Source organism: Paenibacillus sp. FSL F4-0125 (assembly GCF_038008565.1).
Lineage (GTDB): Bacteria > Bacillota > Bacilli > Paenibacillales > Paenibacillaceae > Paenibacillus_AQ.
The window spans coordinates 4,724,478-4,737,981 of record NZ_JBBOZJ010000001.1 but is presented as its reverse complement, the minus strand read 5'-3'; the positions used below and the strand labels follow the sequence as shown (position 1 = coordinate 4,737,981).

Annotated in this window: 11 protein-coding genes; 9 read left to right on the top strand and 2 right to left on the bottom strand. The window is 44.0% G+C overall.

All coding sequences use genetic code 11. The features are described from left to right. Positions 1 to 6: 6 nt before the first annotated feature. Positions 7 to 1,809, bottom strand: a complete 1,803-nt coding sequence (locus NST74_RS21175; protein WP_341114276.1) for a sensor histidine kinase — start codon at positions 1,807 to 1,809, stop codon at positions 7 to 9. 319 nt (positions 1,810 to 2,128) lie between these two features. On the opposite strand from NST74_RS21175, the gene NST74_RS21170 reads away from it, so the two are divergent. From NST74_RS21170 to NST74_RS21135, 8 genes are all read left to right on the top strand, one after another. Next, a complete protein-coding gene (locus tag NST74_RS21170) occupies positions 2,129 to 4,378 on the top strand; it encodes a copper amine oxidase N-terminal domain-containing protein (RefSeq protein WP_341114275.1) in 2,250 nt (749 codons plus the stop codon). 227 nt (positions 4,379 to 4,605) lie between these two features. Further along, a complete protein-coding gene (locus tag NST74_RS21165; RefSeq protein WP_042129860.1) occupies positions 4,606 to 5,067 on the top strand; it encodes a Fur family transcriptional regulator in 462 nt (153 codons plus the stop codon). A 2-nt stretch (positions 5,068 to 5,069) separates the two neighbouring features. Further along, positions 5,070 to 5,333 carry a membrane protein insertion efficiency factor YidD gene (gene yidD, locus NST74_RS21160; protein WP_042129859.1) on the top strand — a complete coding sequence of 88 codons (264 nt, stop codon included), beginning with the start codon at positions 5,070 to 5,072 and terminating at the stop codon, positions 5,331 to 5,333. 350 nt (positions 5,334 to 5,683) lie between these two features. Then, positions 5,684 to 7,696, top strand: a complete 2,013-nt coding sequence (gene metG / locus NST74_RS21155; RefSeq protein WP_076120637.1) for a methionine--tRNA ligase — start codon at positions 5,684 to 5,686, stop codon at positions 7,694 to 7,696. Between the two features lie 211 nt (positions 7,697 to 7,907). Further along, on the top strand, positions 7,908 to 8,903 hold the full coding sequence (locus tag NST74_RS21150; RefSeq protein ID WP_445668148.1) for a metal ABC transporter solute-binding protein, Zn/Mn family: 996 nt from the start codon (positions 7,908 to 7,910) through the stop codon (positions 8,901 to 8,903). A 34-nt stretch (positions 8,904 to 8,937) separates the two neighbouring features. Further along, positions 8,938 to 9,687 carry a metal ABC transporter ATP-binding protein gene (locus NST74_RS21145; protein WP_042129853.1) on the top strand — a complete coding sequence of 250 codons (750 nt, stop codon included), beginning with the start codon at positions 8,938 to 8,940 and terminating at the stop codon, positions 9,685 to 9,687. A gap of 368 nt (positions 9,688 to 10,055) precedes the next feature. Next, complete coding sequence (locus tag NST74_RS21140) at positions 10,056 to 10,859, top strand: metal ABC transporter permease (RefSeq protein WP_076120635.1); 804 nt, start codon at positions 10,056 to 10,058, stop codon at positions 10,857 to 10,859. A gap of 94 nt (positions 10,860 to 10,953) precedes the next feature. Further along, positions 10,954 to 11,667, top strand: coding sequence for a cytochrome c biogenesis CcdA family protein (locus NST74_RS21135; protein WP_042129852.1), 714 nt, complete (start codon positions 10,954 to 10,956; stop codon positions 11,665 to 11,667). On the opposite strand, the gene splB is transcribed toward NST74_RS21135, so the two are convergent. Next, entirely contained in the window at positions 11,664 to 12,740 is a 1,077-nt protein-coding gene (gene splB / locus NST74_RS21130; RefSeq protein ID WP_076120634.1) for a spore photoproduct lyase, read from the bottom strand. The two genes, NST74_RS21135 and splB, sit on opposite strands and share 4 nt — an antisense overlap. Before the next feature lie 193 nt (positions 12,741 to 12,933). Between splB and mntR the strand changes: the two genes are divergently transcribed. Next, positions 12,934 to 13,359, top strand: a complete 426-nt coding sequence (mntR, locus tag NST74_RS21125) for a transcriptional regulator MntR (RefSeq protein ID WP_042190488.1) — start codon at positions 12,934 to 12,936, stop codon at positions 13,357 to 13,359. The last annotated feature ends 145 nt before the right edge of the window (positions 13,360 to 13,504 follow it).

Genomic DNA, 13,504 nt, shown 5'->3' with positions numbered 1-13,504 from the left:
CGCCCCCTACCCTTGATCGAACTGTAATGGAACAGTGACTTTTACTAATAAGCCTCCGAGTTCGCTTGTTGATAAATGAAGGCCAAATCCATGTCCATAGATTAGTTCTATACGATGATTTAAATTGGAAAGACCGATGCCGGTGTGAAGCAGCTTCTCTGGATTGACCTCGTCACTGATTAAGGCCTCTGCCATTCTTGCCTCGCTCATGCCTTCCCCATTATCTTCAACAGTTAGCACAAGTAACGTGCCCTCACTGTAGGCTCGAATACGTATGAGCCATACCTCCCGTAGCGTAGGTTCAAGTCCATGAGTGATGGCATTCTCTACAAGGGGCTGCAGGGTTAGCTTCATAAGCTGCCGATTCATGACCTCAGGGTTCACATGCAGATCAACCTGTAGTTTGTCCTCGTAGCGTAATTTTTGCAGATAAATGAACCGTTCTAATTGCTGTAAATCCTCCTCAACCGTAACAAATTCCGATCCTCGATCAATGCTATAACGGAGCAAGTCGCTAAGTGCGAGTACCATTTGTGACTCTTCTCGCAGGCGCTTATTAGCAAGTGACCAATAGATGGTATTTAAAGTATTGTAGAGAAAATGAGGGCGGAATTGTGCTTTTAGTGCCACGATTTGAGCTTGTTTTTCACTAATTTGTTTACTTGAAAGATCAGCAATGGTGTGGTCCAGGTTTTGAAGCATGGAGTTATAGCTTGAGTAAAGGATAGCCATTTCTTTGTTCATGGTTGTCTTTACAAAAGGCAGTGTGGTTCCACGCTCAACATTGCTTAGTTTGGTTGCGAGATTTCGAAGCGGTTTAGATAGTGTCCACGAGAAAAAGGAAGTAAACAATAGCGCTGCGGCCATCCCCAACAAACCAATTAGTATAATATTCCGGCGAATGCCATTTACATCTTTAACAGCTTCTTTAGAATCAATATAAGCATACACACTCCACTCGCTATAGGTTGAATAGGCATAGGATACGAACATATTGCGGGAGTTTATGGTACGCGGGATGATTCGTGCTTTATGGTTGCTGAATTGATTTAGGATTCCGTCATCCATATACAGCCCAATCTCATTTGGATCCGTGGAATAAACAATGGTGTTGAATGAATCAACAATTTGGATTTTCTCATTTTTACCCAGGTGAAATTGGCTGACAGCATTATGGATGACCTCCACAGGGAGGACGAGAAATAGAGTTCCTAACCGATTTAAATCATTCCAATCATTAATTTGCCTTGCTCCCATGACCACAGGGATCGTACCGTTCTGCCATACATCTACACCAAACCAGACCATGCGGCCGTTATTCTTAGCTATAGCTGGAAACCAATAGGCCCCGCGGATTTCCTTCTCGCTGTCCCAGATTACTTTTAAAGAACTGCTATTGGTATATACCTGATTATCTGAAAGTCCGAGCAGCTTGAACTGGATGTCATAGTTGATGGAACGTGTCTGTTGATCGATGTAGCGGGTGATATCCATAGCGTCAGTATGAGGTGTGCGGGATTCTGCTAAGTCTCCCAGTGTTTCTTGAATCAAGGGACTGAACATGATCGTAGATGAGAGTTTGTCATTATCTTGAAGAATAGCGTCCATTTTTCCTTGAAGCTGTTTGACGGACTCTAGAATATATTGGTTCGACCGGTTAAGGACGGCTTGGGATGACGAACGGTAGGACAAAAATATCGTAAAGGCTACGATCGTAAAGATGATTAGTGAGAAACCCATGATTAATTGAACGAGGATGGAGATTTTCTTGGACATGTCATCACCCGCATGAAAAAGATATTCTTCCATACATTGTAACAAAAGCAAATGAATGCGAATATACCTTGCCGCAAAATACACATATTTATATGGATAATCTCATTTTTTTCGGGGAGGAGCTGAAGGGTGGGTTGTGGTAGATTTAATACTGAGTTAATCTTTCTTTACTTTAAAATGAAACTTTTTGCGGTCGAATGCGTCTAATACTATGGTTTGTTATAACGAACGTGGCAAAAAGCAATTCTTCCGCTCTGTTGAGGGTGGATACGTTTTTGCGGGGAATATAAGAGGCGTATGAAAAAGACAGAGACCTACTTATATTTACAAATAGGAGCAGAGGAGTTATATCATGGATTTGAAGAAATTAACGTTAGTTGCTGTTTTGGCCATCTCTCAGGCCGCCTCGGCAGTGCCGGCTTTTGCCGAAGCTGTCAGTAATACCTCCGGTAATACCAATGAAGTAGGGGCAGCTGCTACATCTGTGACGGATGTTATGCCAGAGGCTACTGATCCATTGCCACCATTGCAGACTGAGGGACCAGGGGGAGTAGTAACACCTACACCAACCCCTACTCCAATTCCTGGAGCAACAACTGATCCTGGAGCAACAACTGAACCTGGGGTAACAGCTGATCCTACGGCAACAGCTGAACCTACAGCAACACCACTTCCAACTGCAATACCTGTACCTACTACACAGCCAACACCAACAGATGGCGTTCGTGCCGCGGCTAGTAATCAGCTTGTACTAATGATGAACAGCAAAAAAATGTACCAAAACGGCGTTGAATATTTGGCTAATCAGCCTATGGCCGTGAAGAATGGTGTCTCATACGTTTCGATCCGAGCTATGGTAGAGCGTGTAGGTGTGAAATACATTTACGATTATAAAACGAAAGAAACGATTGTTACCAAAGGAAGCGATGTAATGCGCTTTAAGACGGACAGTAAGATCTATTCCGTTAATGGTAAAAATGTGACGATGAAAGGTCCAGCATACCAAATTAATGGTACATTCATGGTTCCTTTGACGTCCATCACCGGTGCGTTAGGCATTCCTTATACCGTTGATAATGTGCAAAAAAGAGTAATTCTTACGCTGAACACGAAGCCTAAAGCTTCTTTTACAGTGCCGACTGAGATTTATGCGGGTGAGCTTGTGAATTTTGTGACCTCCAATTCTTCTCCGAATGGTACAGCTATTGTAGATGAACGTTGGGAAGGTAAGCAGGATGCTTATGATCAACCAGGATTTTATGTAGTTTCCTATTCCGTTATGGATGCGAATGGACAATGGAGCGATCCTTACTCCGTGACCATCAATGTACTTAAACCGAATACACCACCAGTCGCTAATTTCACGACAGACAAAGACTCTTACAAAATGGGTGAAATAATCACTTATTCAGATCTAAGCAGCGACCCAGACGGTGATCAAATTGAAGTGACTTGGACGAACAAAGCAGAAGCGTTCTTCACTCCAGGTCCAGCAACAGTAGCCATTCAAGTAAAAGATTCACATGGCGCAATCAGCACTTTTGAAAAGACCATTAATATTTCAGATGAAATCATGTACAGTAAAGAGGATTTCTACAGATTATTCGGTTCTCCAGGTAGTGTATTTAACATCGATGGATCGATGGTTCCAACTTGGCAGAAGGTAGCGTATAACCTTTCTTCTGAGCCTTATACCCTTATCCGCAGTAACAGTCCAGAAACAGTGAATACGGAAGGGATCACGTATAAAGAAACATCATTTGGCGGAACCCGCTTCTTGGTTCACCATAAGAATAATATGAATATTAAAACGAAGGTGTATGTGATTGCTAAGAATAACAATCTGTACCCTACGACAATTACAACCGAATATGTAGGCTTTGGCGGTCCAAACTCTTATCCAGAAGGTACTGGTAAAATGTCAGTGCAGCGGTACTGGGAGTCTATGCAGACCAGAAGAGATTATAAGACAACGGTCCTACAACCCGGGGAAAGCGTCTCGATTCTTACGGATCTAAACAAAATTGCCATGAAACCAGGCGAGATTGTATCACTCCAAGCGGATTTATTTAGTGATTATCCTATTGAATATAATGTCATGATGATTGATGCGAATAAAGATCCTTTGACAACACTGCCTACACTGCCAATATTGGATCGTGATGGGGTGCATAACCGAGGAACTTATGCTGATTCTACACGCATCATCACAGTTACCGATGAAGTAGGAACAACTCCTGCGAGACTTCTTCTCGGTGACAATTCGAGTGATTTGAATTTGATCGGTGTAGACCCAATGAATGGTACTGAAGCATCCAATGCGGGTAATTTCGGGGTGTTATACAAAATCAAATTCGATCGTGTTGCACCTAATTCCTTGATTACGTTTAATCCACGTGGCGGTAATTACATGGGTCCTGTCTTAGTTAACGGTCAAATTGTACACATGCCGACATCTGGAAGTCTCTCCAGTGCTGACATGAACAGTGTAATTTATCGTACTGGCGATTATGGCGGCTCCGTGGAGATTTTGTTCACAGCAGCTTCTGGTAGTAACTTGCCGGTGAATTTCCTAGTTACACCGCTACCTGCGAAGAAATAAAATAATAGGTCCATCCTTTAAGTTATTTGGGATTAACTGAAATAGAAGTCCGGCTGAATATTCCACCAAGGAATACTCAGCCGGACTTTTTGTATTTAAATGTATGATTTTACTCCGATGAACGCTCATGCACTTGGTTGTTTCATTGACGGGGCATTTATTTTGGGGCATTATTAAGAGAGTGAAGTATAAATGAAATGAACTGAAATGTTATGGGAGATGAGCGTATGCTGTCGACAGAACAAATATTAGAGGTCATGTCGGGGCAAGGTCTGCGAATCACCGACCAACGCAAAACGCTTGCCAAGTTATTCGGCGAGAATAAGGGTTATTTGTCAGCGAAGGATGTCTATGAGCATATGGGCCGCAAGTATAGCGGACTTAGCTTTGATACCGTGTACCGCAATCTGCGTGTAATGGAAGAGCTTGGTGTACTTGAACAAATCGTCTTCGAAGACGGAGTGAAATTCAAGGGAAGCTGTAATCATCAGGATCACCATCATCATATGATCTGCCTTCAATGCGAGAAAACCTACCCGATTAATTTCTGCCCGATGAATTTAACGGATACACCTGATCAATTCCGGGTAGTCAAGCATAAATTTGAGGTGTTCGGTTATTGCAAAGAATGTGAAGAGAACCGGGAAGAAGAACTAGTCGCAGCAGCTAATCACAAAAAAGGGGTCTAAGGATGGCGACCCTTCGAAGAACGATTCAGGCTCCCATTCGGGTGTACCGCAAGTACATTTCCCCGATTAAGCCTGCAACTTGTCGCTTTTATCCAACCTGCTCTGCCTATGCGCTGGAAGCGATTGAAGTCCATGGCCCACTTAAAGGCTCATGGCTTGCTGCCAAGCGGATTGCTAGATGCCATCCCTTCCATCCAGGGGGGCTTGATCCGGTTCCACCTCTTGAGGAACAACCCTCGAAGAAGGATTCTGCCCGTGCGACTTGACACAAGCCCTTATCATTGGGTATATTCACAGTTAATAGTATGAATTCCGAGGAACGGATGAGTAAATCGGTACGTCCATTACAGAGAGCCGGTTCGAGCTGAAAGCCGGTATGGAGCGTTAGATTGAATATGGTCCGGGAGGAACTGTGTTCGAGCGGGAACTGCATTTGAGGTTCACGTAAGATAACAGCGTGTTCCAGCGTTAATGGACAGTTCCCGGGAAGGAACTGGCGAAGCCTGCTCTCTGTGAAGAGACAGGAAATTTGGGTGGTATCGCGTGAGTTATACTCTCGCCCCATTATAGGGGCGGGAGTTTTTTGTCTTTTAATGAAAGAAAGGATGATTAATCAATGAGCGAGAAGAAAACTTTTTACTTAACTACACCAATCTACTATCCGAGTGATAAGCTGCATATTGGACATGCTTATTCCACTGTAGCTGGAGATGCAATGGCCCGCTACAAACGTCTACGCGGCTATGACGTACGTTATCTAACAGGTACAGACGAGCATGGTCAAAAGATTGAACGGAAGGCTGAGGAAGCGGGTAAAACCCCGCAGCAGTTCGTAGATGACATCGTTGTTGGAATTAAGGAATTATGGCGTAAGTTAGATATCTCCAATGATGACTTTATCCGTACTACGGAAGATCGTCATAAAAAGGTTGTTCAGGATATTTTTGATCGACTGCTCAAGCAAGGTGATATTTATAAAGGTGAATATGAAGGCTGGTACAGTATTCCGGATGAAACCTTCTATACCGAAACGCAATTGGTTGATATCGTCCGAGATGACAATGGCGTAATCATTGGCGCAAAAAGCCCTGATAGCGGTCATCCTGTTGAACTGGTAAAGGAAGCGAGTTATTTCTTCCGGATGAGTAAATATGCAGATCGATTGCTGCAATTTTATGAGGAGAATCCGGAATTTATTTTGCCGGAATCCCGTAAGAACGAAATGATCAACAACTTTATCAAGCCTGGTCTGGAGGATCTTGCGGTTTCCCGTACGACTTTCGATTGGGGCGTTAAAGTTAAAGGCGACGAAAAGCATGTAGTGTACGTATGGATCGATGCGTTGACGAATTACATTACTGCTTTGGGTTACGGTTCTGAGGATCGCAGTCTGTACGATAACTTCTGGCCTGCAGATGTACATATTGTCGGCAAAGAAATCGTTCGTTTCCATACTATTTACTGGCCAATTATTCTAATGGCGCTAGGTGAACCTCTTCCGAAAAAGGTGTTTGCACATGGCTGGCTGCTTATGAAGGATGGCAAAATGTCGAAATCAAAAGGGAACGTAGTAGATCCAGTTACTTTAATTGATCGTTACGGCCTGGATGCACTTCGTTATTACCTGCTGCGGGAGGTACCGTTTGGTTCGGATGGTACATTCACACCTGAAAGCTTTGTAGATCGGGTTAACTATGATCTTGCTAACGACCTTGGTAACCTGTTGAACCGGACAGGTGCGATGGTGGAAAAGTATTTCGGTGGAGAGCTTCCGGCGTATGAAGGAAATGTAACAGCATTTGATGGTGAGCTTCAAGCTGCGGCAGAGAACACTTATGCCAAAGTAGAAGAAGCGATGGAAAAAATGGAGTTCTCCGTAGCGCTGACAGCTATCGGAATCTTTATCAGCCGCACCAATAAATATATTGATGAGACACAGCCTTGGGTACTTGCTAAGGATGAGAGCAGAACAGCGGAGCTAGCTTCCGTGATGAGACATCTTGTGGAAGGTCTTCGCACCGCTTCCATTTTGCTGCAGCCGTTCTTGACGCAAACCCCAGCGAAGATCTGGGAGCAGCTTGGCATCGAAGCAGGTGAGCTTACGACCTGGGACAGCGGTAAGACTTTTGGTCTGATTCCGGCAGGAACAAAGCTGGTGAAAGGTAATCCTATCTTCCCGCGTCTAGATGTGGAGCAAGAGGTAGCTTATATTGCCGAAGCCATGGGTGCTGGCAAGCCTGCGGCTGAAGCAGCCGAAGCAGCTCCTGTTGCCCCAGCGGTATCCGAGCCTGAGGAAGAGCATAAAGAAGAGATCGGTATCGACGATTTCGCCAAGGCTGAGCTCAGAGTAGCTCAGGTCATTGCTGCAGAGCCTGTGAAGAAAGCCGACAAGCTGCTAAAGCTGCAGCTGGATTTAGGTTATGAGCAGCGTCAAGTCGTTTCTGGTATCGCGAAGTTCTACACGCCGGAAGAGCTGGTAGGACAAAAAGTGATTTGTATTGTGAACCTGAAGCCGGTGAAGCTACGCGGAGAGTTGTCACAAGGGATGATTCTAGCGGCTTCTAAAGGTGATCAATTAACCATAGCAACGGTGCCAGATAGTATGCCAAATGGAGCTATTGTGAAGTAAGATTGGTTATGTAGAATATATAAATGAAAATTTATATCAAGGAAGGGAATGCTCCTTCAGCCGGATAGGCTGTGGGAACATTCCTTTTTTCGAAGTATTAGCAGAGATAAAATTCAGAATCATCTTATCAGGATTTATTGTTGACTTATCGTAATGATTACTATTATACTTCTAATAGTAAAGATTACGATTTGAGAGGGAGATCAATTTAATGGTTGCTATGAAGTCACGAATAAGTCTGCTCATTCTTGCAACGGTGCTTGTATTTACACTTACAGCATGTGGACCTAAGAGCAGTGGAAGTATAGTTGAAGGGAAAGTAAATGTTGTAACTACTTTTTATCCTATTTATGAGTTTACTCGGGAAATTGGTGGAGATGATATAAATGCCATTAATTTGCTTCCGGTTGGTGTAGAGCCACATGATTGGACACCGCGCAGTCAGGATATAGTTAACACCTCTAAGGCGCAATTGTTCTTGTATAACGGAGCAGGGCTTGAGGGATGGGTTCCTAATTTTCTAAAAGGGCTTGACAGCAGCAGCAAGGTGGAAGCCGTTGAAGTAAGTAAAGGGATTGATTTAATAATGACTGATGAAGATGACGGACATGATCACGGGGGCAGCAGTGAAGAGGATCATCATGAAGATGATGCTGATCATAATAGCCATTCTGGCGACAGCCTTCATACAGACCCGCATACCTGGGTTAGCCCGAAATCAGCGATCATCATGGCCCGTAATATTAAAGACAGTCTCCAGTCTGTGGATCCGGAGCATAAAGATGGTTATGAAGAGCGTTACAATAAGCTTGCTGAACGTTTACAGGCTTTGGATAGTAAATTTGAGCAGGAGCTTACCAAGCTGCCTAACCATGAAATCGTAGTTTCGCACCAAGCATTCTCATACCTTGCGCGTGATTATGGTCTTGAACAGCATGCGATCATGGGATTATCACCTGACGCAGAGCCAAGAGGTCAAGATTTGGTGAATCTGGCGAAGTTGGTTAAAGACGAAGACATCAAGTACATCTTTTTTGAAGAGCTTGTCTCCGATAAACTGGCTAAGACGTTAGCAGCTGAAGCCGGAGTGTCTACTATGGTTCTTAATCCAGTAGAGGGTCTTACTGCAGAGCAAGAAAAGAACGGGGATAACTACTTCACATTAATGGAGAAAAATTTGCAAAATCTGATTATGGCTTTACAATAATAAGGAAAGTATAAGGAAAAGGCGGTGCTTAAGCATGCAATCGGTATCCTTGGACTGCCATCAGCATATCATCGATATACAGGATCTTTCTTTTTCATATGGCGAACAGAAGGTGATCTCGAATCTTAACTATAGTGTAAGAGAACGAGACTTCCTCGGTATCATTGGGTCTAATGGCGCTGGAAAAACAACACTGATGAAGATGATCGTCGGTTTGCTTCCGGCTAGCAGTGGTGAAATTAAATTATTCGGAACACCTGTCCGCAAGTTTAAAGACTGGGAACGGATCGGTTATGTTCCACAAAAGAATGCCTTCAATCCGCTGTTTCCAGCAACGGTGCGTGAAGTAGTACTATCTGGTTTATACAACAACAAGAATCTTATTCGTAGAGTATCTAAGGCCCAGCACCGCCAGTGCGAAGATGCGCTGGAAGTGATGCGGATACAGGATATTGCGGAGAAAAGAGTAGGGCAGCTGTCAGGCGGCCAGCAGCAGCGTGTATTTCTCGCGCGTGCGCTGATCAACCATCCGGATCTCTTAATTTTGGATGAGCCTACAGTCGGTATTGACGCTGAATCCCAAGCAGGATTCTTTGATCTAATTACACATATGCATGCCCATCATCATATGACATTCCTGATGGTGTCGCATGATATCGACATGATTAAGAATTACTTAGGGAATGAACCTGTGCAAACGAACGGTAAGATTAACTTTTTCTCCCGTCACTCTCATGATTTGCAGAATTGTACGGAAGAGAACCTGCAGCACACGCTCTCTTAGGTCATAATCAAACTCTAGTAGTAGAGGGGGAGCCCTCGATTATTGGGGGACATACATAGAGCTAGAGAGTGGAAAGTAGAGATGATTAATCATTGTTTGGTTGCATTTCTATTGATCTTAATCTAATCCTTTCCGTATCTAAATAACGTGACGCTGTAAGCGTGCTCCGTAAGGGGTGAAAGCGATCTTACCTCGCGCCATCTAAGTTCAGTAACCCCACCTCCTACGCTAGTTGCACTTGACGGGTGTCCAGAGGGCAGAGCCCTTGGGGCCCTCCCTTGGAAGGGAGGGTTTGGGAGGGATCGGAAATAAGATTTTAATAAAAGCTTTTATCAATGTTTCAATTGTTCTATGAAGGAGAGTTAAAGTTGGAGATTCTATTTAGCGATTTTTTTCAGCGGGCGCTTGCAGGCGGTCTGCTGATAGGCATTACAGCGCCGCTTATAGGCGTTTTTCTTGTGCTTAGACGTTTATCTATGATTGGGGATACACTGGCTCACGTTACGATAGCCGGTGTGGCACTTGGTTTTTTAACAGGATTCTACCCGCTGGGAGCAGGTCTTATTTTTGCAGTGGTGGCTTCCTTTGCAATAGAGAAGCTTCGCAAGGCATATAAGAGTTACGCGGAGCTATCAATTGCGATAATTATGTCGGGCGGGGTGGCTTTAGCCTCACTCTTTTTCACCCTGGGAAAAGGTTATAATGCTGATGTCATGAGTTACTTGTTCGGTAGTATTTATACGCTAGACAATACCGATTTAATCGTAGTAGGGATCGTAACGATAGCTGTTGTAGTAGTAGTTACGATGTTCTTTAAGGAGTTCTTCCTGCTTAGCTTTGAAGAAGATGCTGCGAGTGTCAGCGGGCTGCCTGTGAAGCTGCTTAACATGCTGATCACCATTCTGACGGCGCTTGTAATCAGCACAGCGATCAAAATTGTCGGGTCGTTGCTAGTATCTGCTCTACTAACCATACCGGTGGCCATAAGTCTACTGCTGTCTCGAAGCTTTAAGTCCTCGGTTATCCTATCGGTCATTATTTCAGAAATTGCTGTTGTAGGCGGACTAGTAGTAGCAGGAGTATGGAATCTGGCACCTGGTGCTACCATTGTGCTTTTACTCATATCACTATTAGTATTGACCTTGATCGGCAAAAAGGGTTTGCCAGCATAAACAGCGAATAAAATATAGGGTATGCATTTTTTTACATGAAGGAGCTACACTATTTCCCTGAAGTGACTCGAATGCTGGAAGGAGAGCCGCTACCTTGTCTAATATCAATGCAGGAATAGCCTTAGCAGCAGGGGTAGCATCGTTTATATCACCTTGCTGTTTACCGCTTTATCCCTCTTATTTATCGTATATTACCGGATTATCCGTACAGCAATTGAAGTCAGGAAGCAATACCAAAGAGGTCCGTATACGCACAATAACCCATACATTGGCATTTATTTTAGGTTTTTCAGCGGTTTTTTACACACTAGGGTTTGGTGCAGGACTATTCGGTCAATTCTTTAATGGACAACGTGATCTGATCCGGCAATTATCGGCGATTCTGATTATTGTGATGGGATTATTTCTGCTTGGGATCTTTCAGCCGCAATTTCTACTTCGTGAACGTAAGCTTGATTTAAAATGGAAGCCGGCGGGTTATGTGGGATCCTTTATTTTTGGGATCGGTTTTTCAGCGGGCTGGTCTCCATGTATCGGACCGATTCTGACCGCAATTATCGCACTTTCCGCCAGTGAGCCCGGCACGTGGTTTACGTTAATTACGGCTTACAGCATCGGTTTCGCATTGCCATTCTTTGTCTTGGCCTTCTTTCTTGGCGGAGCCAGACGTATCCTTAAATATTCAAATGTGCTGATGAAGATTGGCGGCGTTCTCATGGTATTTATGGGCGTTCTGCTCTTTACAGATCAAATGTTCCGGATCACAGTGTGGCTGCAGGGAATCACACCGGATTGGCTCATTTTTTAGGTGAAATAATCAATCCCTGCTTCTGGAAAATGTTCGAATATCCGCTCTGTGATAAACTCTCGCAGGGCGGTTTGCTGTTCATCGGGATAGACATATTTATTTTGTCCCCAGCGGCCCCATTTCTTCTTACGCTTCTCCATATCCATCTCAAGCTTGGATTTGGGGTAGCGCTTCTCAATTACCGTCTTAGCGGTTTTGGTGAATCGATGCTGAATCATTTCGAAGGTTAATCCTTTTCCAACTTCAGGGGGGAGGGTCTGGGCTAATTTGGCCAGCAGCTCAGCGTAGCCTTCTTGCCAGCCGTCATACCAAATAATTGGAGCAATGATAAACCCAAGCGGATAACCGGCCCGTGCTATCTTGCCAGCGGCTTCAATACGCTCCTCAAAACGGGAGGTGGCTGGTTCGAAATTCTTGATTACATAATCTGCGTTGACGCTGAAGCGAATTCGGGTATGTCCGTTATGTTCCAAAGCAAGCAGTGGTTCAACATGTTGGTATTTGGTCACAAAGCGCAGACGGCCAAGGGGTTCTTTTGCCATAAATGTAATTAGTTCTGCCAGAGAACCTGTGATATGCTCCAGTCCAACCGGATCTGAAGTACAGGCAGCTTCAAAAGTCGTGATTTCTGGACTGCGCTCCTCGATATATGTTTTGGCAGCATCAATAATGTCTCCTGTGTTTACATATACGCGAATGTAAGGCTTTGCCCCTAAGGTGGTCTGCAAATAGCAATAATGGCAGTGCCCCATACAGCCAGTGGCGATCGGAATAGCATAATCAGCCGATGGTTTGGATTGGTCAAACTTCAAAGTTTTGCGTAGGCCGACAACAAGCGTTCTTTTGGCAATTTTGTATTGCTCGACCTCAGTTTCACCGGGGAAATTCATAATACGATTATGTGATGTAGTCATACGATAGGGGATATCGTTAGCCTTTACCCATTCCATAATTTTTTCACCTTTAGGGTAATTTAAAGCATTCGGCTCAAAGAAAACGAGCTCTGGAAGAAAAAGTGCAGTAGGTTTTCTGGATCTTTTTACAGTAGCGGACTCTGGCGTCACTATAGTCATACTTTCACGCTCCTTTGGAATGACGAGTATGATTATTATGTCTAACTCAGCCCCAACAGAAGCATGGTAAACATGTGCAACTCATCTGTAAGTTCCTTTGAAGGACTTGCCAAGGTGCGTTAGAAACATGTATCATTGTTAGAGCAAGGTTTGGCCCGGCGCCATGCTCATTATAGAAAAGAGGTAAAGTTTAATGCCAACACCCAGCATGGAGGATTATTTGGAGCGCATATACAAGCTCATAGATGAGAAAGGTTATGCGCGGGTCTCGGATATTGCCGAGGGACTGGAAGTACACCCCTCCTCTGTGACCAAGATGATCCAAAAACTGGATAAGGACGAATATCTCATCTATGAGAAATATCGTGGGCTTGTCCTAACCAACAAAGGGAAAAAAGTAGGAAAACGGCTAGTTGATCGTCATCAACTACTGGAGGAATTCCTCGGATTGATCGGAGTACAGCAGGAATACATTTATAATGATGTTGAAGGAATCGAGCATCACTTAAGTTGGGATTCGATTACTCGTATTGAAACATTGGTAGAATATTTCCGGCGTGACGAAGAACGTGTACAGACGTTATATGCGATTCACAATGAACTGACAAGTGATTCCTGAAATGTTTTTTCCCGAAACGGATACTGTCCTAAAAGTTATGCGCAGCAAGGCTTTCGTGAGCATAATCAGTGGATAGTATAGCCGTTTCTATTTTGTTTAGTGCAACCTTTCCCAGTTTTTAGCGTCAAAACGGATACAGTCCTTT